The organism is Pedobacter sp. KBS0701 (assembly GCF_005938645.2).
Taxonomy (GTDB): domain Bacteria; phylum Bacteroidota; class Bacteroidia; order Sphingobacteriales; family Sphingobacteriaceae; genus Pedobacter.
In genome coordinates this window covers 37,809-61,058 of record NZ_CP042171.1, presented here as the reverse complement: position 1 = coordinate 61,058, position 23,250 = coordinate 37,809, and the positions used below count along the sequence as shown (strand labels likewise).

The 23,250-nt window shown below is 42.8% G+C and carries 20 protein-coding genes; 6 read left to right on the top strand and 14 right to left on the bottom strand.

Features of this window, described 5'->3' with window-relative positions; genetic code table 11:
* Window positions 1–12: 12 nt before the first annotated feature.
* From FFJ24_RS26605 to FFJ24_RS00220, 9 genes are all read right to left on the bottom strand, one after another.
* A complete protein-coding gene (locus FFJ24_RS26605; protein WP_138820154.1) occupies window positions 13–360 on the bottom strand; it encodes an alpha/beta hydrolase fold domain-containing protein in 348 nt (115 codons plus the stop codon).
* Between the two features lie 32 nt (window positions 361–392).
* Window positions 393–1,040 (bottom strand): alpha/beta hydrolase, encoded by a 648-nt coding sequence (locus tag FFJ24_RS26600; RefSeq protein WP_138820152.1) that lies wholly within the window; start codon window positions 1,038–1,040, stop codon window positions 393–395.
* Between the two features lie 3 nt (window positions 1,041–1,043).
* Window positions 1,044–1,892, bottom strand: a complete 849-nt coding sequence (locus FFJ24_RS00250; RefSeq protein WP_138820151.1) for an alpha/beta hydrolase — start codon at window positions 1,890–1,892, stop codon at window positions 1,044–1,046.
* A 5-nt stretch (window positions 1,893–1,897) separates the two neighbouring features.
* Window positions 1,898–3,436 carry a long-chain fatty acid--CoA ligase gene (locus FFJ24_RS00245; RefSeq protein ID WP_138820149.1) on the bottom strand — a complete coding sequence of 513 codons (1,539 nt, stop codon included), beginning with the start codon at window positions 3,434–3,436 and terminating at the stop codon, window positions 1,898–1,900.
* A 106-nt stretch (window positions 3,437–3,542) separates the two neighbouring features.
* Window positions 3,543–4,415, bottom strand: a complete 873-nt coding sequence (locus FFJ24_RS00240) for an AraC family transcriptional regulator (protein WP_138820147.1) — start codon at window positions 4,413–4,415, stop codon at window positions 3,543–3,545.
* A 243-nt stretch (window positions 4,416–4,658) separates the two neighbouring features.
* On the bottom strand, window positions 4,659–5,522 hold the full coding sequence (locus tag FFJ24_RS00235; RefSeq protein ID WP_138820145.1) for a DUF808 domain-containing protein: 864 nt from the start codon (window positions 5,520–5,522) through the stop codon (window positions 4,659–4,661).
* Window positions 5,523–5,613: 91 nt separating this feature from the next.
* Window positions 5,614–7,095: a TolC family protein gene (locus FFJ24_RS00230; RefSeq protein WP_246862705.1), complete on the bottom strand. Its 1,482-nt coding sequence runs from the start codon at window positions 7,093–7,095 to the stop codon at window positions 5,614–5,616.
* Complete coding sequence (locus FFJ24_RS00225; RefSeq protein WP_138820143.1) at window positions 7,095–8,453, bottom strand: HlyD family secretion protein; 1,359 nt, start codon at window positions 8,451–8,453, stop codon at window positions 7,095–7,097. The genes FFJ24_RS00230 and FFJ24_RS00225 overlap by 1 nt, the downstream gene beginning before the upstream one ends.
* A complete protein-coding gene (locus tag FFJ24_RS00220) occupies window positions 8,446–9,450 on the bottom strand; it encodes an ABC transporter transmembrane domain-containing protein (protein ID WP_138820141.1) in 1,005 nt (334 codons plus the stop codon). Before FFJ24_RS00220 ends, FFJ24_RS00225 begins: the two co-directional genes overlap by 8 nt.
* 344 nt (window positions 9,451–9,794) lie before the next feature.
* On the opposite strand from FFJ24_RS00220, the gene FFJ24_RS00215 reads away from it, so the two are divergent.
* The gene (locus FFJ24_RS00215) at window positions 9,795–10,508 is read left to right on the top strand and encodes a DUF3667 domain-containing protein (protein WP_246862704.1); all 714 of its coding nucleotides are present in this window, start codon (window positions 9,795–9,797) and stop codon (window positions 10,506–10,508) included.
* 280 nt (window positions 10,509–10,788) lie between these two features.
* Here the strand turns inward: FFJ24_RS00215 and FFJ24_RS00210 are convergent, their stop codons facing one another.
* Complete coding sequence (locus FFJ24_RS00210; protein WP_138820139.1) at window positions 10,789–11,241, bottom strand: Lrp/AsnC family transcriptional regulator; 453 nt, start codon at window positions 11,239–11,241, stop codon at window positions 10,789–10,791.
* A gap of 123 nt (window positions 11,242–11,364) precedes the next feature.
* Here FFJ24_RS00210 and rocD point away from each other — a divergent pair, with 123 nt between their 5' ends.
* Window positions 11,365–12,606 (top strand): ornithine--oxo-acid transaminase, encoded by a 1,242-nt coding sequence (rocD, locus tag FFJ24_RS00205; RefSeq protein ID WP_138820138.1) that lies wholly within the window; start codon window positions 11,365–11,367, stop codon window positions 12,604–12,606.
* Between the two features lie 2 nt (window positions 12,607–12,608).
* Window positions 12,609–13,565: an arginase gene (rocF, locus tag FFJ24_RS00200; protein WP_138820136.1), complete on the top strand. Its 957-nt coding sequence runs from the start codon at window positions 12,609–12,611 to the stop codon at window positions 13,563–13,565.
* A gap of 388 nt (window positions 13,566–13,953) precedes the next feature.
* Here the strand turns inward: rocF and FFJ24_RS00195 are convergent, their stop codons facing one another.
* From FFJ24_RS00195 to FFJ24_RS26705, 4 genes are all read right to left on the bottom strand, one after another.
* Window positions 13,954–14,583, bottom strand: a complete 630-nt coding sequence (locus FFJ24_RS00195; RefSeq protein WP_138820133.1) for an outer membrane beta-barrel protein — start codon at window positions 14,581–14,583, stop codon at window positions 13,954–13,956.
* A gap of 434 nt (window positions 14,584–15,017) precedes the next feature.
* A complete protein-coding gene (locus FFJ24_RS00190; protein WP_138820131.1) occupies window positions 15,018–16,190 on the bottom strand; it encodes an efflux RND transporter periplasmic adaptor subunit in 1,173 nt (390 codons plus the stop codon).
* Between the two features lie 11 nt (window positions 16,191–16,201).
* Entirely contained in the window at window positions 16,202–20,578 is a 4,377-nt protein-coding gene (locus FFJ24_RS00185; protein ID WP_138820130.1) for a CusA/CzcA family heavy metal efflux RND transporter, read from the bottom strand.
* 111 nt (window positions 20,579–20,689) lie between these two features.
* Window positions 20,690–21,007 (bottom strand): DUF6660 family protein, encoded by a 318-nt coding sequence (locus FFJ24_RS26705; RefSeq protein ID WP_371716940.1) that lies wholly within the window; start codon window positions 21,005–21,007, stop codon window positions 20,690–20,692.
* 190 nt (window positions 21,008–21,197) lie between these two features.
* Here FFJ24_RS26705 and FFJ24_RS00180 point away from each other — a divergent pair, with 190 nt between their 5' ends.
* The 3 genes from FFJ24_RS00180 (at window position 21,198) to FFJ24_RS00175 (ending at window position 22,928) form a co-directional block, all read left to right on the top strand.
* Entirely contained in the window at window positions 21,198–22,106 is a 909-nt protein-coding gene (locus FFJ24_RS00180; protein ID WP_371716939.1) for an acyltransferase family protein, read from the top strand.
* Window positions 22,016–22,312 carry an acyltransferase family protein gene (locus FFJ24_RS26700; RefSeq protein ID WP_371716938.1) on the top strand — a complete coding sequence of 99 codons (297 nt, stop codon included), beginning with the start codon at window positions 22,016–22,018 and terminating at the stop codon, window positions 22,310–22,312. The genes FFJ24_RS00180 and FFJ24_RS26700 overlap by 91 nt, the downstream gene beginning before the upstream one ends.
* A 145-nt stretch (window positions 22,313–22,457) precedes the next feature.
* Entirely contained in the window at window positions 22,458–22,928 is a 471-nt protein-coding gene (locus FFJ24_RS00175) for a DinB family protein (protein ID WP_138820128.1), read from the top strand.
* Window positions 22,929–23,250 lie beyond the last annotated feature (322 nt).

Here is a 23,250-nt window from a genome sequence, read left to right as displayed (position 1 = left end):
CGATAGCTTATATTATTGGTTCAGTAGTTTTTTTGCCATGTAGTAGAGTTCTGTATTTGCCCGTTCAGGAACAAAGCCATGGGGATACCCGGCGTAATTATGCAGTTCTGTAAATATTCCCGCATCGATAAGTCTTTGCGCATATAGGAGTGCCCCATCCCTCAAAGGATCGACGCCACAGGTTAAAATATAGGTTGGCGGCAGGCCCTTTAAGTTTTTGGTCAGCCCAGGCAGAGCATGTTCAGGAACATTTTTATACTGCTTTTCGCCAAGATAATATTTTAGGTAGCGGGTCATGTCGGCTCCCTTAACACCGGGAATATTCCATAACTCCACTACCGATACATGGGTTGTATCCATATCTGCGGGAGGAAAAACCAGCAGTTGGGCTTTTATTTAGGGCCTTTTTCTGCCCTGGCCTTAAGTACGATGCTCCCTGCAATTGCTGCTCCGGCACTTCCGCCGCCCACACCAACTTTAGCGGTGTCTATCCCATAAGTTTTTGCATTGGAAATACCCCAGAGCAGGGTGGAATAACCATCGTTCACCCCGGCCGGAAAGACATGTTCCGGGGCAAGCCTGTAATCGACCGATATGACCACTACCTGGGAGCGGATACTCATTGTAGCGCAGGCCTGGTGATCACTGGTAAGATTTCCCGCTATAAAACCGCCGCCATGAAACCAAACCAGTAGTGGAACATTCCCATTGGCGTACTTTGGCCGGTAAACCCGTATGGGTACCAGCGGATCGCCTTTTTCCAGCCCTGGTATATTCAGGTCGGAAATTTCTACACTATCTGCGTTTTTCAGCTTAGGTGTTGGACGTGCCTTATCCGCTTTTCTTGCATTGGTAATAAAGTTACTATCAAGTTTTGAGACCGGCCCGAAGGCAAGTAATTTGATTTCCGGCGATAAGCGGGTACTTACTTCTGCTGCAGTAAGTGGATTAACTGTGTTTTTCTGCTTTTTTGCCTGCTGCGCGAAAACAGCCGTACACGCCATAAGCATGACCAGGGACATTGTGCTTAGTCTGTTCATATTTTATCTTTTTTGTCCGTATTTTTTGAGCCATGCAGCTGCTGCATGGTATAGTTTTAGCTTTTCCTGAGGTTTTTTGTCCAGATCATGCGCCAGGCCTTCCACTTCAATAAATTTTACAGGAATATGCATCCGCTGAAGTTTTTGGGCCAGTTGCCGTGACTGGATAACCTGTACTACCGGATCGATGGTTCCATGTGCAATAAAGGTTGGGATGTTTTTAACATGGGTATATGGACTTGCCAGCGAAAAACTTACTGGTACATGGCTTACACCTGTAAAGCGGACGCCAGTAATTTTTTCTACCAATCCTATCAGCCCCGTCTTTACACAATAATTCAGCGTAGCGGTATCGGTAAAGTTATTGGGGCCACTGAAATCTACTATAGCATTTATTTTTCCTTGTGCGGTATACCCATACAAAAGTGCCAGATGTGCCCCCGAGCTAAAACCTGCTGTACTAAAACCATCTGCACGGGTATTCCATTGACCGGCATGATCTGCGCAATACTTTACCGCGCTGTCTACATCCTCCATTATCTGTTTATAATGAACAGTGGAATCATTAGCATACCTATGGTTTATATTAACTGAAGCAATACCCTGGCTAAGCAGATACTGCTGAAAATCCCTCACATATTCCTTGCCGGCCTGCACCCATGCACCGCCATGGATCAGGATCACAAAAGGAGTTTGGGGTGCGCGGCCTGGCGGAAGGTAAACATCCATGAGGTTACGTTCAAAACCTCCATATTTTACATCATTGAGCTTTACGGTATCTTGCTGTGCCATGGCATCTATTGATCCGAGCATAAAAAAAACAAGCACTTTTATCAGGGTGGTCTTTGTCATTATGATCAACTATTTTTAAGTTCTTTTTTAAACAGTTTTCCGGTAGCGGTTAAGGGCAACACATTTCTGAATTCCACATAGCGTGGACATTTATAAGAGGCCAGCATCGTCCTGCACCAATCAATGATCTCGCTTTCAGAGATCTGCTGGTTTTCTTTTAATACAATGAATGCTTTTACTTCTTCACCAAGTTTATCGTCCGGTACACCCACAACAGCGGCAAGCGATACTGCAGGATGCTTCATCATCACCTCTTCTACTTCTCTGGGATAAATATTCATCCCACCCCTGATCATCATATCCTTTAGTCTGTCAACGATGAAATAAAAGCCATCGTCATCTTTTATGGCAATATCACCAGAATGCAGCCAGCCGTTGCGCAGTACCTCACGTGTTTCAAATGGCCTTCGGAAATAGCCTTTCATCACATTATGCCCTTTGTAGATCAGTTCTCCTTTTTCACCGTTTGCAACCTCACGACCTTCCGGATCTATTATTTTCACACAGACACCCCAAACCGGGGTACCAATGGATCCAGGTTTGCGCCCGATCTTTGGATCGTTGAAGGTGACTACCGGGGAGCCTTCGCTCATCCCATATCCTTCCTGTACCTGAACGCCGAACCTTTGTTCAAAACCCTCAAGTACAGCCAGTGGCAGAGAAGCTCCGCCAGAAATGCAGATCCGTAAAGTATTGCTCACCTGCTGGTCAGTAATTTCGGGATGGATATAGCTGGCCATTACCCAGTACATTGTGGGTACGCCTGCAAAGATGCTTACCTGATGTTTATTGATATTTTCGATAACATCTTTCGCATCAAACCGTGGCAAAAGGATACCACGAGCTGCCCTGTAAAGGCCCGCATTCATCAATACAGTCATTCCGAATATATGGAATAACGGAAGAACAATCAATTGAACATCTATCCGGGAAAGCGCAAACAATTCAGCCGAGAGAACGGCATTGCAATAAAGATTGATATGGGTAAGTTCTGCGCCTTTTGGCCTTCCTGTAGTTCCCGATGTGTAAATAATCACAGCGGTATCTTCTGCATGGGTAAGACAGCTATCAAAGTCTTCATCTTCCCCCGCCATCAGCTCGGCCAAGGTATAACTTCCTTCCCAAGCAGGCTTTTCAGTACTAATCAAAATAAAATCCCTGCAGCCAGTTACCTGATCAAATGCATTCCTGCCTAATTTCCCAACTGGCATTTCAGGAGTTCCTTCAAAACAAAAATAAAATGCTGCCTGGGAGTCTTGAAGGTGGTATTTTATTTCATCAGACTTAAGTAAGATATTCAATGGAACCACCACAGCCCCTGTTTTTAGCACTGCATAATAAATAACAGGAAACCAGATGCAGTTTGGGCAAGTCATGGCCACCTTTTCACCTTCCCGTATACCTAGTTTTTTAAGTACGTTGGCCAGCTGGTTGGCCATAACATTTACCTGGTGAAAAGTAAAATCAGTATTGCCGGAGCTGAAAGCCGGACGGGTTCCGAATCTTGAGGCACTATCCTCCAAAAGCACAGATAAATTCAGCATAATAATATTTGGTTAGCGGCAGGTTTTACTTGCTGACATGAAACTAATTATTATGCATGCATTATAAAAATCGAAACAGGAATTAAATCAGTCGAAACGGGAATTTCTATATTTTACCGTAATAACGTTTAAAAAGCATTTCGAAATACCTGGTGTTGGTGTAACCCAAACTCCTTGCTGCCTCAACAAGATCAAGATGGTTTTCGGTAACCAGCAGGTTTGCCATCTGGATTTTTTGTTGAATGATATATTGACGAATCGGGAGTCCGTATACTTTTTTAAAATCCCTTTTAAGATCACACTCATTCAGCCCAACCCAACGGCTCAACTGTAAAACGCTTATTTCTGTGCCCATGTTAGACATGATCCGGGTATGTGCTTCTTTTATACTATCCAGGCGTCTTTGGGTAAGACCATCGCCACTAGCAGGGTCTATTCCCTTTTGACTTAAATGGCGGATCAGGTAATATATAAATTCAGTCAACTTGGCGTCCAGGAGCATGGTATTGGAAAAATCGCGGGCGGAAATTTCAAAGAGTTGCTTGATGAGCTGTTTGACCTGGGGATGATGTGCGCAACTTTGAAACCTTCTGCTTAATTCCGTCATACTTCCTGTAAAGTATACCTCCGGGATAAAAAACCGGATTCCATCAACACGGGTAATTTCCCAGCCAAATTTCTTAGCGCCTTCCAGCACGGCGGAATGTAAAAGCTGGTCTTCATTGCTGATCCGGAAATCGATCAATCCTCGCTGACCAACCGGGTCAGGAGAATAAAATTCAGTAGGTTCATTAAAATCCCAGATGCCACGGAAAAAGTGGATATCGTTTTTGATAAAAACCTGGACAAATCCAGTCCCCATGTGCTCTGGTAGGATAATGCTCTTAGACGACCAGGTATCTCTAGAGGAGAAACCGTACTTCATCGTCAGTTCCTGCAGATATTTCGTTGGGTCAGCGTATGGCAATAACAACTGCATGCTAGTATATTTGGTCTACTGCAAGTTACGATTTTTGTTATCAAAAGACAATGGGAAAGCTGTCTGATATTCGAATGCCACCACTCCATTATTAATACGCAATAACACCATATTGATTGATATAGTACGTTTTAATTATACGCTACAGCTGCAAAGGTAAAATTTTCAGATAACCTGGCTATTACAGGCTGTTTTTCGTTGTTAACTCCTTAAACAAGTGTTCAAGGTGCTGCTGCATAAATATTAGCGAAAATATTTAACGATACGCTTAACCAGGCTAAAAAGTCCAAAAGCGATGAAGCCTGCCAGCAATCCAAGTAGAAATTCATAGATAATGGATGGAATATTCGGAGAGGCCCCGGCCAAAAAATGAAGGTTATGCGAAAAAATTCCACCCGCAACCAAAATTAGCGCTATGGTACCGCCAATACTCAGCATACGGATTATGACCGGCAAGGAATTAACCAGCAGTTTTCCAATGAAAAACATAAAGCCTTTACCTGTTGATTTTTTGATTAGTGCCTGTCCTCCATCATCCATTCTAACGATAAGGGCAACGAGCCCATACACCCCAACTGTTGCTATAAGGGCAACTACAGAGACAGTTAATATCTGCAGCATTAAACGCTCGCCCAAAACCGTTCCAAGGGCGATGATCACAATTTCAACAGAAAGTATAAAATCCGTAGTGATAGCAGACCTTACCTTGGCCCGCTCCAGCAAAACATTATCCTCAATTTCATCTTTTTCCTTTATCTCCCCAACGGTCGAAGAAGGAAAGAGATATCCCATTATTTTTTCAACCCCTTCGTATGCTAAATAAAATCCGCCAAGTAAAAGGATAATGGTAATGGCTAACGGAAAAAAAGAATTGAGCACTAAAGCGATGGGCACAATAATAAGCTTATTGATAAAAGAACCCTTGGTAATGGACCATAGTACAGGGAGTTCTCTTGAAGAGAGGAAGCCAGTTGCCTTCTCTGCGTTGACAGCCAGATCATCACCCAAAATCCCTGCAGTTTTCCTGGTTGCCAGTTTGGCGCTAACGGCAACATCATCCATTAAAGCTGCAATATCGTCCAGAATTGCAAAAAAACCTGAGGCCATATTTATTTATTTTAAATTTGATACTGGTTAAAAACTTAAAAAACCGCCGGATCCTGCATCTTAATAAAAGCAGTGAAACTTAGCCGGCGGTTTAAAACTCCAGACGTTTTCCGGCCCTGTAATAAATTTCTGCCATTGCTTTGCGAAGACTGGATATGATTTCTGCCCGCTTAACCTGCATCTCTATCAGTTTGGTTTCCCTTGAATTGATTAAAAAAAGGTTACTCTCACCAAGGTCAAATTTCTGCAGCTCACCACGCACAAGAGCCATTTGACTGCCCACATTCCTGGTTTGCATTTCCAGTTGCGCCTGATACCCTTTATACTCGTTAAATGCAGAAAACACTTCAGTCTGAATCTCACGGCCTGTCTGCTGCAGTCCATAAGTCACTTCGGCCTGTTTGATCCGCACCTCGCGGAGCTTGCCCCGCTGCTCCCTTAAAAACAAGGGAAAAGAGAGATCAATACCAACCTTATAGTTGGCCAGACGGAAATCATAGTTATCGGCAACATAGGAAAAATCCCTTCTACCAGCTAAAAAAGAACCTTTGATGTTCAGTTTTGGTTTAAGCATTTCCCTCCTATACTGTTCCTCTACCCCTAGCTGCGCCTGCTGATTCTTTAGCTTCAACACTTCAGGGTGTTGCCGGGCAGCCTCTCTCACAAGTGAGTCCAGGCGAAATCCGTCCATAACCCCTTGAGTACTCACATCACTTTCCGGAATGGCCTGAGCGGGAAGTTCCTGAGGAATGCCACTGGCAGACCAAAGATTATTAGAAAGCAGGAGCCTTGCATTATTGAGCTTTACATTGCTCTCCTGGAGCTGAACCCTCCTATCCTGAAGGGTGATGGATGCTTCAACTGAATCTATCGGAGGTTTATCTCCAATAAGCACCTGTGCTTTTAAAGCTAAGAATCTTTTTTCTGCAAGCGAGACTCCCTCAGAAGTAAAACGCTGCTGCTCGAAAGCAAAATACCAGTTCCAGTAATCCTTAAGAGAAGAAATCCATACTGAATTGATCTGTGCGATCTGCTCGGCTTCCGCATAGCCAACCATAATTTTAGCCTGCCGCAAGGTGCTTCTGCGGGAATCGATCAGCAGGCCCTGCCCCAGGGGGATATTAAGTCCTATACCTGAAAGTCCGGTATTACTCGTCCTGGTTTCGGGATTGTTATAAACCCCTACATTACGATCATAACCTACATTCAGATCAGCCCCAGCAAGCCACAGCGGAACTTTGAGCTGGCTGTCCCAATGATTATAGTATTCGGTGCCCCCAAAAATCTTTCTTCCAAAGGAAGCCATGAGCTCAGGATCAAAATTGCCAAGAGACTGAAGCACTTTTGCCTGAGCGGCCTTACTGAGCAGGCCAGCCTGCTTGATAACCGGATGTCCGGTCAGCACAATTTCCTGCATGTCGCGGAGTGAAAATACTTCAGCCCCCACAGCTCCCTTTTGCTGAGCCGAAGCACCCATACCGATCATCAGCCAAAAGAAAAAAAAGACACTACGTTTTAACGATGCCATGCCACTTACCGGTCCATGAACATGCTTTTTAAGAAAAGTCTTCATTACTTGTTATTGATATTTTCTTCGCCTGGGGCTTTATCAAGACTTGGTGGAAAGCCATTGAGCTGCCGCCAAATCTCATACCAGACCGGCACCGATTGTAGAATGACCCTGCCATAAACTCCCGACCCTTGCCGGAGCTGAATCGGCCATGGCTCATCCCCTTTAGGTACCTTGACAAGTTGTCTGACCAATATCCGGTATTTACCACCGGTGCTTACCCTATCGATAACCGATACCTTACCTCCAAAAGTTCCTACAGCAACGGATGGCCAGCCTGAAAACTGCACCGATGGCCAGCCTTCAAACTGAAGCCGTACATTACTGCTGTCTAAGATCAGCGGAACATCCATTGCATCCACATAAATTTCAGCGGCAACAATTGGCGACAATGGCTGTAGCGTAGCCACAGATTCGCCTTCTTTAATATTTTCCCCTATACCTGCTTTGAAAGTTTTGACGATATACCCATCCTGTGGAGCACGTACCACATAAAGTCCCCTTCTGATATCGATATTGCTCATCTCATTGCGGAGTCTTGCTATCTCTTCTCTGACTGAAGCTTTTCCGGAGAGTGCCGAACTACGGTCAGCCTGCGCAGAGGCTAAAGACTGGCTGAACTTGGCCATAATGTTATCAAGTTCAATGACGGCATTGGCAAGAGCCTGTCTGGCGCTGTTGAGCTTATTCTCCTGAGCGACCTCTTTAGCTTTGTCCTCAGCAAGCTTTAATCTCCTTGTTTCAATATCAGTCAGCGAGAAAAGGCCATTTTTGTAACCAGCTTCATATCGCTCCAATCTTACCTTGCTTGTCTGATAAAAGTTTTTTACAGCTACAAGTTCAGCGCTATCAATTCTTACGGTATTTCTAGCCTGGATTACACTGTTTTTTGCAGCGCTGAGCTGCACCCTTACCCCATTGCTCAATGCATTGATCTGGGCATTGCTTGCAGAAATTTTCTGCTCCGCAGCCTCTTCGCTACCCCTTTTGGCGCTCAGCTGTTCATCCAGACGCTCGGGCAGTTCTGGATTAAAATAAGATTGGCTGGTCTCAGAAAGAACAAGAATTGTATCTCCCTTTTTCACCTGTTCTCCCTCACGTACTGCCCAATACTCAATGCGTCCGCCAATCTGGTTTTGAATGGTCTGCGGCCTGTCTTCAGGTCTTAAAGCAGTAACCGTACCGCGCCCGGATATCGTTTGCCGCCATGGAAGGAGCAGAATAATGATGAATAGGATAGATACCCCAATCATTACCCTCCCAAGCAGTCTCGGCCCCCTTGAAGAAATAAGCTGCGCTTTGGATAGTACAGCATACTCATTCACCTTTCTTACGACCAGTTTCTTTGTCTGATTAACCATGGTGCCTTTCTCCTTCCTCCAGTTCCATATCCGTTACCACGGCGAGCTTCTCACTACCTGTCACCATATCAAAAACGGTATTCAAACTGGTCATGAGTTTTTCTACGGCATAAGAAATCTGAACAATAATCACTTCAGCTGCTACAAACTGTCCGAAAGTCATCTCCCGCTGCACAACAAAGTAGGAACCTAATAGCAAAAGAGCACCCATCAAAATAGTCCTAAGCGCAACTGCACTTGCAAACAGCCTTTTCAAAATACTAAAATGATCATTTCTTGCCTCTACATACCTGGAAGTAATCTCATCGGTCATTACTGTGATATTCTCCATCTCAGCTTCATTGCCCCGATAAGTATCAAGATCGGCAGCCACGTTTTCAAGATAAGCAACAACCTGATATTTATACTCAGATTCTTCGATACTCGTATCCACTCCCCTGCGGTAATAAATGGTAATTATCACAGCGATACAGGCAATAGTAAAGATTCCAAAACCGATAAATACCGGATGATAAAAAGAAAGTAGTATGGCGCTGAAAAATATTAGCACACCCGAAGCCACAATATCTATTAGCAACTTGGTCAAGCCTTTTTGAATGGTAAGCACGTCAAAAAATCTGTTAACCAGTTCTCTTGGGTCTTCTCCCTCAAATTCTTTTTTTTTGATCCTGGGCAGTCGATAAGCAAATCCGATAGCGGCCTTGATAAAAATCTTCTGCTCAAGATATTCGACCAGTGAGAGCTGCCCCATCAGCAAGATGCCACCAACTACGATCCCAATTAAAATAGCAGCTATGAGTATATAAGTTGAACTATACATCGAGCCGTTGGAGAGCAGATTAAAAACTGCAGCCGTGCCAAGCGGAAGGGAAAGTCCAATGACCCCAATAAGGCCGGCGTAAAGAAATATATAGTTGATGGTCGAGCGCTCCACATGAAGCATCTCGACAAGCCGCTGCCACGGCGTGGGACTAAGCGCATTACGGTGTTTTTTCATAAATCCAACATCTAACAGCTTTTATTTAAACTATGTTTTAGGAAAAAACATGTTTTCGACCAATATTCCTTAAATATGGAATGATTTAACAAAAAGATTAAAACCACATTAGAAGAAATGAGCATTTTTGTCATTAAATCAAGTCAGGTTATGCATGAACAGTTCACATTTGAGTTGATCATCGAGAAATTAACAGAACAGAAGTTCTATCGACAATCGTATTAAAACTGGAACAAAAGCTTGCTCAAAAAACCAAAACATCACATAATAATTTTTATTAAATTGCCAGCCGATTTTCATCAATAGAAAAAAACAGCATACCATTCAAATTAACTTCAGCTCAAATGATAAATTGCAAAATCTGTAACTCGGAAGTAGAAAAAAAATATTGTCCGGACTGCGGACATCCTGTTAGCTTAAAAAGAATTAATGCTCATTATCTCCTACATGAAATCGAACATGTACTGCACTTTGAAAGAGGCATTCTTTATACCATGAGGGAACTGCTGCTGAGGCCAGGCACCAACATTAAGCATTTTTTCTCAGAAGACAGGAGCAGATTGGTTAAGCCTGTAATCTTTATCATTATTACCTCGCTTATCTACAGCATAATATCTCATTTTTTCCATATCCAAAGCATGGTAAGCCATGACCTTGCAGCCCAGTCTACCGCCGCAAAATTTATGGACTGGACGGAGTCACACATGGGATATTCAAATATATTAATTGGCGCATTGATTGCGCTCTTTATCAAGCTTTTCTTCAGAAAATACACCTATAACTATTTTGAGATCCTGATACTGCTTTGTTTCGTAATGGGCTTTGGCATGCTGATATTCGCCTTGTTCGCCTTTCTGGAAGGTGTAACCCATGTCGACTTTAAGATCACCTCAAGCATTCTCGCCATTGGCTATTGCACCTGGGCTATTGGACATTTCTTTAATCCTGGAAAAATAGCCAGTTACCTAAAAGCACTATTTGCCTATCTCCTTGGAATGATGAGCTATTATATGCTCGCTATTTTAATCGGGACACTAATCGATTCAATAATTAAATAAGGAATAACAACTAAGAACATGAATCCAATCTAAATATATAAACATGGACAGGTTGGAATTAACAGGAAAATGAAATGAGCTAAAAGGCAAGGTTAACAAGGCAGAATTCTTCGCTTTTAAATCCTGTGGTGGATAACTGAAATCAAGACCACCGAGATTCCTGCAAAAATTTCCTTCTCAACTGCTGGTCCATTTTGCCAAAGAAAACTTAAAACTTTTATTTCCAGATTATTCACTTGTTTTCGAATTGAATCCACCTGTGGATACACAAAAAGCTCATTTAGGCAATATTAACATTTCGCTTGAAAGCGCATCCGAGCTCAATAATGGAATCTGTTTTTATAATTCCGGGAATTGAATCAATTTTATTATAAAGAACCTCGCGCATGTGCTCATGATTCCGGGCCACAATTTTTATGAAAAGGGTATATCTTCCCGTAATAAAATAACATTCAGTTACTTCCTCTACCTCGCGCAAAGCTTCAATTACCCTGGCTGAATCGTAATCTTTATCCAGCGTAAGGCCAGTAAAACTCCCCCAGTCAAAGCCCATTTTCTTCTCATTTAATACAGGCTTAACCCCACTCAAAACACCCCGTTGCAACAATCTCGAAAATCGTTGATGAACCATCGTATTGGAAACCCCAAGTGACAACGCTACCGTCGAGAATGCGATACGGCCATCTTTCTCCAGGCGTTTCAGTAGCTCGGTGTCAAATTTATCTATAACCATTGTATTTACGAATAAAAGAAGTCAATTATAATTTATAATACACCAAAAATAAACAATAATAAGCTATTGTTGACTGAAATAGTTAATTCTAATATTTTTGACCAATAAACTAACCAATATATCATGTCGGAAATCAGCAAAGCATATATCGATAGAGAATTATTATTCGGGGCGCATAACTATCACCCCCTACCTGTTGTTTTAGAGAAAGGAAGTGGAATAAAGCTATGGGACGTAGAAGGAAACAGTTATTTTGATTTTTTATCCGCATACTCTGCGGTCAACCAGGGGCATTGTCACCCAAAAATTATCGACGCATTAATCGACCAGGCCAGCAGGTTAACCCTGACCTCCAGGGCTTTTTATAATAATAAACTTGGCCATCTGGAAGAGCAATTATCGACAACGTTTGGGTTTGATAAAGTGTTATTAATGAACTCAGGCGCAGAAGCAGTGGAAACTGCGATTAAACTGTGCAGAAAGTGGGCCTATCAAAAAAAGAAAATCCCAGCCGGGAACGCAAAGATTGCATTTGCCTCCAATAACTTTCATGGCAGAACAATATCTATAATTTCAGGATCCAGTGACCGAAGTGCGAAGGATGGTTTTGGTCCATTTTTAGAGGGTATACTGCAGGTTCCTTACAATAATATTGATGCCCTGGAAAGTTTGCTAAAGTCAGACCCTTACATTGCCGGTTTCCTGGTTGAACCTATACAGGGTGAAGCTGGTGTAATCATTCCAGACGATAACTACCTTGCTAATGTCTCCAGGATATGCAAAAACCATGGCGTATTGTATATTGCGGATGAAATTCAGACCGGTATGGGCAGGACTGGTCGCTTAATGGCATCTTACGACGTTCAGACTTTGGAAAACAGACCTGATATGATCATCCTTGGCAAAGCCCTTTCCGGAGGAGTTTTACCTGTATCTGCAGTGCTTGCTGATGATGAAATTATGTTGACCATCAAAGCTGGTGAACATGGCTCGACCTTTGGCGGTAACCCCTTAGCAGCAGCAGTAGCCGAAGTTGCTTTGCAGGTCATCATAGATGAAAACATGCCCGCTAATGCGGCTTCAATGGGCGTTATCTTTCGGGATGGTTTACAGGACATCGCGAAACGCAACAGCATCATTAAAAAGGTTCGGGGCAAAGGACTTTTAAATGCAATTGAAATAGATTGCGATGAACATTCGAAGATGGGATGGGAAATTTGTGTAAAACTAATGGAGGGCGGATTGCTGGCCAAACCTACCCACGGTAACAAAATACGATTGGCGCCACCGTTAATTATTTCAAAAGAGGAAGTGCAAACGAGCCTTAAAATTATTGCTGAAGCATTAGAAAACTTTAAATCATAAAGATGGGAAAAGTTATAAAATTGATTAAAAACAGATCGGATATTGGTGCAGGAACACGTGGTTCAGATTTGGGGATTGATGCGATTGAGATTGCAGCAATAAATAAGGGCAGCGAATATTTTAACCAATATGCATTTTTGGACGTCAAAACCCATAACGAGTCAATTTACAATAAAGACAGAAACGCTTTTGCGAAAAGGATTGCACAAGTGCTAGAACAATGTGAAAGAGTAGCCCAGGCCGTTTCAGTGACATTGATGGATGATGAGTTTCCGATTGTGCTGTCAGGCGATCACTCCTCTGCACTGGGCACCATCAGTGGCATCCGGATGGCAAAGCCTAAAGAAGATTTAGGCGTAGTCTGGATTGATGCACATGCAGATATTCATTCCCCATTTACCTCCCCATCCGGTAATATCCATGGGATGCCATTGGCAGCTGCACTTGGAATAGATAATAAAGAAAATCAGGTCAACAACCTCGAAGATGAAACCATTGAATTATGGAACCGAATGAAGGAAATTGGGATGAAGGAGAAAAAAATTGCTCCCGATAACCTGGTTTATTTTGGTGTAAGGGATATGGAGCAGGCAGAACTAGCACTGATAAAACAAAAATGTATAAGAAATTTTTCAGTTGAAGAGGTAAGGTATCTCGGCATTAAGCAATGTGTTCAGGAAGCGCTAAACAGATTGAGCCATTGCAAAATTATCTATATCTCGTTTGATGTTGACAGTATGGACAGCGATAGAATATCTGATGGAACAGGTACCCCCGTGCCTAAAGGTTTTGATATATCTGAGATCCTCGAGATAATGGATCGGATCCTGGCATCAAATAAGGTTATCTGCCTGGAAGTTGTAGAAGTAAATCCGTTACTGGACAGAAAAGGCAACAAAATGGCAGAGGCGGCATTTGAAATATTGGAGCGGGCTACCAATCAGATCATGGAAATTTAACAACTGAGTGTAGCAAAAGTACAATGTCAATTTAAGTAGTGGTTATTACAGATAAATTATCAGATATGGGCAACGTTGATCGATTTTGACAGTTATCATGATGCCTTATTCTACACACTCCGAATCCGAACCGTAACAACTTTCTCTGGGCAATAGAAGATCTTTCTAAAACAACTACGTTAACCAACAAGGAATTAAACAATTATATTGGTGATCTTATTGGCTACGCTCAAAATGATCAATAAAAATATGAAGAAAAGTTGCTTACCTGGCTTTTTTTTCATAGCCACAAAAGCCCATCTTTCGATGGGCTTTTGTGGTTTATATCGATGTAAACTAGTTTGACTATAGTTATAGCGCCAGTAATTTGTATAAATGTTCTTAATCGTTAAAGTTTAAAAGCCACACCCACGTTAAGCAATCCCAGGCTCTGGTAGCCGAGTTCTGCAAAAAGAGCTGTATGGTTAGAAAGGTAATACTTACCGCCCGCAAACAAACCAAAGCCAATGCCGCTGCCTGTAGCACCATTAAAACCCTCGCTGTTACTTACACTGGCAATAACGTAGCCCAGACTCGCCCCGCCATACACATCAAATTTAGGTGCGAGCTCGAGCAATTCGTTAAAATGGTAGGAACCTCGCGCACCAATGTAAAACGCGTTCTGTTTGAAGCTATAGTTTGCGCCTGCCGTATTTAAATCATATTTCGAACTGGCATAAGCCAATTGTCCACCTACGCTAATTTCGTCGGTAATACCTTTTTCGAAAGAAACACTGGGATTTACCGGCAGCGATGCAGCGTAACCCGAACCAAAAAACGGACTGCCAATACCGATACCAACATTCAGCAATTGATCGCCTTTTCCGTATGCCCTAATTGAAGTCGTATTTTTTGCAGAAACCTTGTTTTCCTGTTTAACTTTAGTTTTGGGCAATACTTTGCCTTTTGATGCTGACTGGGCCATTGCAACAACGCACGTAGCCATAAAGACAGCCATCACAAATAATTGTTTTTTCATGTAGATAAAATTAAACTTGATTAAAGAATGAAATTCTTCTTTTAGACAGCCTCATAAAGCCTTCCAAAAGGTTAGGCAAAGATAAAATCCTTGCAAACAGCAATCTATACCGGTTTTTAGGTATTTTTGAAGCATTTGGAATTAAATTACTCCGTAATGCCGTCCATTTCAGACATTTTTTACAGGTTAGCAGACAACTTTAGACTGATGCGGAAGATTCGCAGTTTCAGATCAATTAAACGATTCTTAATTAACAATAAAATTAATTGTTACTAATTAAAAGCACATCGAAAGATGGGCATTTATGTTAATGTCTATCTATAATCAATTTGACTTTAGATGACGACCTTTTGAAGTATGTCATTGATAGCGTAGTCGAAGGGCGATTTACAAGAAGTCTTCGGCTACGCTCAGACTGACGACTGCAGTGCTGATTAATGCCCTTCTCCTTCCTCTTCGGCATTCTTTACCTTGCTTAACAGATCATAGGCGCCCTTTATCACCACCTTCGCATTATTAATCTGCTCCGCAGAAGAAACCTGGGTGTAACCATTCTCGGCAATTCCTGTTTTTACTTCCATCATCCTGTAGCGGTAAGTATTATTACCCTTATCAGCTGGCTGATTTATAAACACGAATTTTTTGCCTTCAAATTCAACAATTGCGGCATCGGGTAGTGCTTCAACCTTGTTCATTCCACTTTCTACATAGGCTTTAAGATACATGCCCGGAAGTAACTGTGTATCCTCCTTGTCCAGGTGGCAGTGAATTTGTACGGTACGCTCTTTACTGATTTCCCTGCCAATGAGATAAACAGTAGCCATACGTTCTTTTTCCTCGTTGGCCAGCACAAAGCGGACTTTCTGCCCCAGCTTAAGCTTGGGTACATCTTTTTCAAATACGGTAAGCTCTGCATGCAGGTGCTCAGTATCGGCAATTTTGAACAGCACATCGGTGGTACTGGCAAAGGCGCCAATATTGGTGTTAACCTGAGTAACGTAGCCCGCCATTGGTGTATAGAGGTTAAAGGTTTTCTGGATCTGTCCTTTTTCCAGTGCCGAAAAACTGATATTCATAATGGAAAGTTTTGAACGCTGTCCCAGCAATCTTGCACTTACACTCTGGTATTCGCTCCTTGCTTTCTGTAATGCTTTTTTGGAATTCACATTTTCTTTTGCTAGTTCTTCCTGGCGGTCGAGTTCCTGCTTTAAAAACTGCAGCTGGCTTTTATAATCCAGGTAGTCTTGTTGCATCTGAATGAATTCCGGATTCTGCATTACGGCTACAAGTTCCCCTTTGGCTACACGTTTTCCCTGCAACATATTGGTGCTTTTTACAATCCCTTCCAGCGGCGTGGAAATTGATACCAGGCTCTGTGGTGGAAGGTCGAGCATCCCGTTTACTTTTGTTGTGCCACTTAATTCCTTCAACTCAATATCTCCCAGGGTAATTTCCGATAGCTTGTGCTGCTCCGGAGTAAGGGTTATGATATCGCTCTTTTCGTGAACGGTTTCTTTCCCAGGTTCCTTTTCGGCACCTGGACGGCCACAGCCAGCCAAATAAAACGGGAAGGATAACAGGATAAGATATTTATATATGGATCTCATGAGATTTATGCTTAAAATGGTTGGTTATTACCGGTTAAAAATTCAATCTGGTTAATGCTCTGGCTTAACTGGAGCAGGGCCATCAGGCTGCCCTCGTAAATACCGTTTGCCTGTTTAAGGTTTAACAGGTATTCGGAATAGCCTATTTCTCCGTTCTGGTAGGCAATCCGGCTGTTTTTTAAGATCAACGCCGCATTGGCCAGAGCCGAGGTGATAAAATAATCGTAACGTTTCCTGTTTTTCAGGTATTCGCCCAGGGCCTGCTGGTACTGGCCTGTTAGTTTTCGCTGCTGAAGTTCCAGATCGTTCGAAGCAATATCGCGGTTAATTGATGCAGCCTTAGCCTTTGCTGAATAAGCCCTGTAAAATAGCGGAACGGAAAGTCCTACCTGGAAGCCCTGGAAACGTTTGTCGCGGCCAAAGAAAACATCATTGCCATTAACGTTTTGAAAACCGGTTAGCGACTGGTTGAAATAACCCAGAGTGAAATCGGGTAATGATTTGGCAAGTTCTACCTTCCGCTGTTTTTCGGCAATCACAACCTGCTGCCTGAAATAAGCAATGGCTGGATTTTCATTTAGAAGTGCCGTATCTCCTATCGAAATCCCGGGTGCTTCTTTTAAAAACTTGTCGGCGATTAAGGGTAGACCACCCCTGCCTAAAAGCGTAGCAAGCTGCGCTTTATAAATTTCGATGTCAGACCGGTCCTGATCAAGCAGGTTCTGTACATCCTTGAGCTGTGTCTCGGCAGCTACCTTTTCAAGCAGGTTGCCCTCGCCTGTTTTGTACTTTAGCGAAGCCGATTTTACAAAACCCTTATAAATGCTGTCTTGCTCTAGCAACAGTTTCTCCTTCGAATATAGGTACTGAAGATTGGTGTAAACTGTTTTAACCTGAAAAATAAGCTCGTTTTTACTTGAAGCGACCTGATGCTGGCCCGCTTTGATGCGTTCATTACCTAATGCCGCATTTGCGGTGAAAAGTGTTGGGAAAGGAATGGTTTGCGAAACGGTAAAGTTGTTGTCGTTTTTAACCAGACTATTATACTGTCCATAAAGCATAGAGACTTCAGTTTTGGGCATTTCGAAAGCGCTTTTCCTGAGTGCCTGTTGCAACCCTACACCAAGATTAGCACCGCTAATCGCCCTGTTGTTTTCCAGCGCCGAAGATACCGCCTGTTTAAGGGTTAACACAGTCTGGGCTTTAGCAGGTTGAAATCCAAGCAGCGTAACAAAAACTACAATTATTCCCGCTACCGGAGCTATTTTTACTTTTTTTCCGCCCATTTTTTCTACCCAGATATAAAGCACCGGAAGTACCAAAAGGGTTAACAATGTTGCTGAAATTAGTCCACCGATAACAACCGTTGCCAATGGGCGCTGCACTTCAGCCCCGCTTCCGCCCGAGATAGCCATTGGAAGAAAGCCCAGAGAGGCTACTAGGGCCGTCATAATAACCGGACGAAGCCTGACCGAAGTTCCAGTTCTGATAATTTCGAGAATATCTTTCATTCCTTCTTTTTTTAACCTGTTAAATTCACTGATCAGTACGATGCCGTTTAGTACCGCCACACCAAAAAGCGCAATAAAGCCGATGCCTGCGGAGATACTAAATGGCATGGCCCGAGCCCACAAAGCAAATATGCCACCAATGGCCGACAGTGGAATTGCGGTAAAAATTAAAAGTGCATGTTTAATTGATGAAAAAGTAAGATAAAGCAATAGTAAAATGAGCAATAAAGCCAGTGGTACCGCAATACCCAATCTTTTAGTAGCAGCCTGCAGATTCTCAAAAGTGCCGCCAAATGTTGGGTAATATCCCGGTGAAAACTTAACCTCTGCATCAATCTTCTGCTGGATTTCCTTTACAATACTTTCCACATCCCTGCCTCTCACGTTAAATCCAACGGTGATCCGCCGCTTTGCATCGTCCCGCTGGATCTGGTTTGGACCTTCCCTGTACTGGATATCAGCCAGTTGTTCCAGCGGGATCTGGTTGCCGTTAGGTGCAGTTACGAACAGGTTTTTCACATCTTCCAGCGACTGCCTGTTTTCTTTTTCCAGGCGAACAACCATATCGAACCGTTTTTCGCCTTCGAATACAAGGCCAGCCACCTCTCCGGCAAAGCCAGAGCGGATAGCCGTATTCACATCTTCGATGTTCAGTCCGAACTGGGCAATCTTTTCCCTATGAAATTTGATGATAACCTGTGGAAGTCCAGAAGCCTGTTCCACATAAACATCCTGGGCACCTTCGATTTTCCCTGCTATAGCACCGATCTTTGCTGCATAAGCACTCAATTTTGAAAAATCCTCTCCGTAGATCTTTATCACCACATCCTGCCTTGCACCAGTCATCAGTTCATTGAACCGCATCTGGATGGGTTGCTGGAACCCGAAGGTCACGCCCGGAATGTACTTTTCAAGTTTGGCCTGCATCTTTCCGGCAAGTTCATCCCTGGTCGAAGCACTGGTCCAATCCCCCTTATCCTTTAAAATAATCATCAGATCACAGGCCTCTACCGGCATAGGATCGGTAGGAATCTCGCTGGAACCGATCTTTCCGATGACCTCTTTTACTTCAGGAAAATTTGCTTTTAACACCTTTGCAGCCCGTGTAGCGGCTTCAATGGTTTGTGAAAGACTGCTCCCGGTAAGCACCCTGGTTTCTACGGCAAAATCGCCCTCTTCCAGTGTTGGAATAAATTCTGCACCCAGGTAATTGAAAATAATAAGGCCAATAGTAAACAATCCTATTGCAATGCCAACAACAGCCAACCTTGCCCGAAGTGCAAAATTGAGCATTGGAGTATATACCCTTTGAAAAAAAGACATGATCCTGTCTGAGATATTTCTTTTAGTGCTGATGGTTTTATTTAGAAACAGTGCACTCATCATCGGCACATAAGTTAATGATAAGATAAAAGCACCGAAGATAGCAAAAGCCACCGTTTGAGCCATTGGCCTAAACATCTTGCCTTCTATACCAACCAGTGCCAGAATCGGGAGGTAAACGATAAGGATAATGATTTCGCCGAAAGCAGCACTGTTACGAATCTTGGAAGCAGATTCAAAAATCTCTGTATCCATCTCCTGTTGGCTTAACCTGCTCTTATTTTTTCGGATACTCAGATGGTGGAGAGATGCCTCCACTATTATCACTGCTCCATCTACGATTAACCCAAAGTCTATGGCACCAAGGCTCATCAGGTTTCCGCTGACACCAAAAAGGTTCATCAGGCATATTGCGAAAAGCATGGCAAGTGGAATAACCGAGGCCACAATCAGTCCGGCGCGGAAATTCCCCAAAAGCAGCACCAATACAAAAATCACAATCAATGCTCCTTCTGCCAGGTTTTTGGTCACCGTACCAATGGCACTGTCAACTAATTTTGTGCGGTCAAGAAACGGCTCTATAACCACGCCCTCCGGAAGATTCTTTGCAATCTGATCCATTCGGGTTTTTACGTTCGCAATAACCTTTGAAGAATTGGCGCCTTTTAGCATCATCACTACTGCTCCTACAACCTCGCCCTGATCATTTCTGGTCATGGCACCGTACCTGGTAGCCGCACCGATCCTCACTTCAGCTACATTTCGGATCAGCACCGGAATACTATTTTCATTGGTCCGTACAACGATGTTCTCAATGTCTTCCATACTGTTGATAAGTCCCTCGCTCCTGATAAAATAGGCATTGGGTTTTTTATCAATGTAAGATCCACCAGTGTTTTGATTATTTTTTTCAAGCGCCTTAAAAATATCGCTGATGGATATATCCATACTTCTGAGCTTGTCGGGATTAAGGGCAATTTCATACTGCTTAAGGTACCCTCCAAAACTGCTCACATCTGCTATGCCCTCTACGCCCAGGAGCTGGCGGCGAACAATCCAGTCTTGAATGGTGCGGAGCGCTGTGGCATCATATTTTTTTTCATATCCTTTTTTAGGGTGAATTACATATTGGTAAATTTCTCCAAGTCCAGTAGTTAATGGTGCAATCTCAGGGGTACCGATTCCCTTCGGAATGGCCCTTTCTACCTCGGCAAGCCTTTCACTTACCTGTTGGCGGGCCCAGTAAATCTCTATATTTTCCTTAAACACTACCGTAACAACTGAAAGGCCAAACCTGCTAAAGGATCGGACTTCCTCTATTCCCGGAATAGTGGCCATCGTTTGCTCTACCGGGTAGGTGACAAAGCGTTCAATATCTTCCGCGCCATTACTTGGCGAGGAGGTAATAATCTGGACCTGGTTATTGGTAATATCGGGAAGGGCATCTATGGGCAGTTGCCTAAGGGAGTATACGCCCCAGGCAATCAGCGCCAGCATCATAATTCCCACCAGCAGTTTCTGCCTGATGGAGAACTGTATTATTCTGTTCAGCATTGTCAGTTAAATCAAAAATCAATAAATAGCAGGCATCATTGCACTTATGGTGCAAAATATGCATGTACGTAGCATACTTTTCATGGACATCGCCATGAGATGAAAGATTGATTAAATGAGTTTAGGCGGTTGCCAGATATCGAGTGGTTGTTTTTTCAATGCCGAGCACTGGAAAACCGGGTATGGTTTCCGGAATACCGGAACAATAAGGTTTGTTAATTTTTCAGATGGGAAGTGCTGACCGACCGAGCAGCAGGCACAGCTACAGAATGGCGGACAGGATTCGCCATGCGTATGTCCAGCTTTTGATTGATCGCTGTGCACAATGCTTTCGATGTGATACCTGGAAACCATATCTTCCTTGTCCTGGCAGGGCATTAGGCCCAGAAGGATTAAATAAAGAGAAAAAAGGAATACAAAGTTTTTCACCAAGGGCAAATGTAATGATTAAAGTTTTTAATTCATAAAGCCCTCTTTTATTAAAATTCCTGCACAGTTTTGATGGTTAAAAAACGTCTAGCTCTACAAGGCCCAATGCCTTACGTATCATTGTAGATGCAAAGTTATAGGGTAAAGAATGTTGGTTATTTTTACAGCTTGCTATTTTTACAAGCCTTACATGAGCACTAACCTAAATAATGAGCTGGCCACCAAGCCACATTACCCTATATTAGATGGCCTTCGCGGTGTCGCAGCGATAATCGTTGTCACCTTTCATTTAACCGAGCCCTTGGGAACCGGACACCTCGATATCCTGGTGAACCATGGCTATCTGGCTGTAGATTTTTTCTTTTTACTATCGGGTTTTGTAATGGGCTACGCTTATGACGACAGGTGGAACAAAATGAGTGTTGGCAGTTTTTTCAAACGCCGCATCTTACGTCTGCAACCCATGGTGATTTTGGGTATGACCCTTGGCGCCATCGGATTCTATTATACAGATTCTGCTATATGGCCGCTCATTCATACTATTCCGCTCTGGAAGATGTTACTCGTACTATTAATTGGCTATACCATCCTGCCTTTACCATTATCCCTTGATATACGTGGCTGGCAAGAAATGCACCCCATGAACAGCGTGGGCTGGTCGTTGTTCTTTGAATACATTGCCAATATTCTTTATGCGGTATGGATCAGGAAATTTTCTAAAACAGCATTAGGTATCTTAGTGGTTATCGCCGCTATCGCATTGGCACAGCTAGCCATTACAAACGGCGATGTAAGTGGCGGCTGGACACTAAATACAGAACACGTACGTATTGGACTTACCCGTACCCTTTACCCTTTTTTTGCTGGTTTGTTACTTTCGCGTATCGCGAAGCCCACCAGAGTTAAAAATGCCTTTTTATGGTGCAGTCTTTTAGTAGCGCTGGTACTTTATATGCCCCGTATTGGAGGTGCTGAACATCTTTGGATGAACGGGATTTATGAGTCTGTATGCATTATCATTGTTTTCCGCTTATCGTGTACCTTGGCGCCAGCGGCGTGCTGCAAACGCAAAGAGAGCACAGGATATGCAAATTTTTAGGTGATGTATCTTATCCACTTTACCTGGTACATTATCCTTTGGTTTATTTTTACGTGGCCTGGATCAGTAACCATAAAGGCACTACAATTGTACATGCCTGGCCGTATGCCTTACTTATTTTAGCTGGCAGCATTGTTTTGGCATACACCGCCTTAAAGTGGTATGACGAGCCGGTGCGTAAATGGTTGCGAAAAAAGTTTGCATAACTGCGGTCATCATTTAAGGTTTTTAACTAATTCTTAAACCATAATATAAATAGAAATTTTAAAAAAATGTAATATATCATTTTTCGACTGACAAACAGTTGTCATAAGCCAGTTTTAGCTTTGTTCTATTAAATAATAAAACAATATGTCAGCAACTATGATTACTAAAAGCGAATTACTACAACATTGGTTAGGCCATAGAAAACTAACCCGAAAAACCATTGAAAAATTTCCTGAAAAAGAATTATTTGAATTTTCAATCGGCGAGATGAGACCTTTTTCGGCATTAATTAAAGAGTTATTATCGATTGATGTTCCTGGTTTAAAAGAAATGGTGACCAGAGAGACAGCTCCTTTTAGTCATGATCTTCCGCTTAATAGTAAAGAAGAACTACTAACAAAATGGGATGAGGATACCCCAAAAATTGTGGAATACTTTAACCAAATCTCTGAGGATCAGCTTCACGAAACAATTAAATTATTCGGGCAATACGAGTTTTCGATCATTAGCCACCTTTTGTATTTCATTGATAACGAAATACACCACCGCGGACAAGGCTTTGTATATTTAAGGGCATTAGGCATTGAGCCTCCATTTTTCTGGGACCGTTATTAAAAAGCAAGAGACTGTATCATAAAGGTTATTTCAACTCAGATGCTGTCATGTTGAGCCTGTAGAAACGCATTTTAAGACATTAAAACAGGTCCTTCACTTCGACTACGCTCAATACAAGCTCACTACCATTGACCGACACCCAAAAAAGATCGTCATCTCGACCGAAGCAACGCGAAGTGGAGAGATTTATCAAAACAGATTTTGCCTCGCAGAGCCTTCGGGTTCTCAACTGCGTTACCGATGTAAAATCGGTACAGGTAGCACTCCGCTCGAAATGACGGTAAAGCGAGAGAATTTTTACATGTAGATTAAGTACTGTCAT

What these genes read in the sequence shown, in the direction of transcription:
- FFJ24_RS00210 (WP_138820139.1), bottom strand. Translation starts at nt 11,241, where the DNA reads ATGGTTATAGATAAATTTGACACCGAGCTACTGAAACGCCTGGAGAAA.
- FFJ24_RS00185 (WP_138820130.1), bottom strand. Translation starts at nt 20,578, where the DNA reads ATGCTGAACAGAATAATACAGTTCTCCATCAGGCAGAAACTGCTGGTG.
- FFJ24_RS00195 (WP_138820133.1), bottom strand. Translation starts at nt 14,583, where the DNA reads ATGAAAAAACAATTATTTGTGATGGCTGTCTTTATGGCTACGTGCGTT.
- FFJ24_RS00240 (WP_138820147.1), bottom strand. Translation starts at nt 4,415, where the DNA reads ATGCAGTTGTTATTGCCATACGCTGACCCAACGAAATATCTGCAGGAA.
- FFJ24_RS00225 (WP_138820143.1), bottom strand. Translation starts at nt 8,453, where the DNA reads ATGGTTAATCAGACAAAGAAACTGGTCGTAAGAAAGGTGAATGAGTAT.
- rocF (WP_138820136.1), top strand. Translation starts at nt 12,609, where the DNA reads ATGGGAAAAGTTATAAAATTGATTAAAAACAGATCGGATATTGGTGCA.
- FFJ24_RS26605 (WP_138820154.1), bottom strand. Translation starts at nt 360, where the DNA reads ATGGATACAACCCATGTATCGGTAGTGGAGTTATGGAATATTCCCGGT.
- FFJ24_RS26700 (WP_371716938.1), top strand. Translation starts at nt 22,016, where the DNA reads ATGCATTATCATTGTTTTCCGCTTATCGTGTACCTTGGCGCCAGCGGC.
- FFJ24_RS00245 (WP_138820149.1), bottom strand. Translation starts at nt 3,436, where the DNA reads ATGCTGAATTTATCTGTGCTTTTGGAGGATAGTGCCTCAAGATTCGGA.
- rocD (WP_138820138.1), top strand. Translation starts at nt 11,365, where the DNA reads ATGTCGGAAATCAGCAAAGCATATATCGATAGAGAATTATTATTCGGG.
- FFJ24_RS26600 (WP_138820152.1), bottom strand. Translation starts at nt 1,040, where the DNA reads ATGAACAGACTAAGCACAATGTCCCTGGTCATGCTTATGGCGTGTACG.
- FFJ24_RS00235 (WP_138820145.1), bottom strand. Translation starts at nt 5,522, where the DNA reads ATGGCCTCAGGTTTTTTTGCAATTCTGGACGATATTGCAGCTTTAATG.
- FFJ24_RS00250 (WP_138820151.1), bottom strand. Translation starts at nt 1,892, where the DNA reads ATGACAAAGACCACCCTGATAAAAGTGCTTGTTTTTTTTATGCTCGGA.
- FFJ24_RS00175 (WP_138820128.1), top strand. Translation starts at nt 22,458, where the DNA reads ATGTCAGCAACTATGATTACTAAAAGCGAATTACTACAACATTGGTTA.
- FFJ24_RS00190 (WP_138820131.1), bottom strand. Translation starts at nt 16,190, where the DNA reads ATGAGATCCATATATAAATATCTTATCCTGTTATCCTTCCCGTTTTAT.
- FFJ24_RS00215 (WP_246862704.1), top strand. Translation starts at nt 9,795, where the DNA reads ATGATAAATTGCAAAATCTGTAACTCGGAAGTAGAAAAAAAATATTGT.
- FFJ24_RS00230 (WP_246862705.1), bottom strand. Translation starts at nt 7,095, where the DNA reads ATGAAGACTTTTCTTAAAAAGCATGTTCATGGACCGGTAAGTGGCATG.
- FFJ24_RS00220 (WP_138820141.1), bottom strand. Translation starts at nt 9,450, where the DNA reads ATGAAAAAACACCGTAATGCGCTTAGTCCCACGCCGTGGCAGCGGCTT.
- FFJ24_RS00180 (WP_371716939.1), top strand. Translation starts at nt 21,198, where the DNA reads ATGAGCACTAACCTAAATAATGAGCTGGCCACCAAGCCACATTACCCT.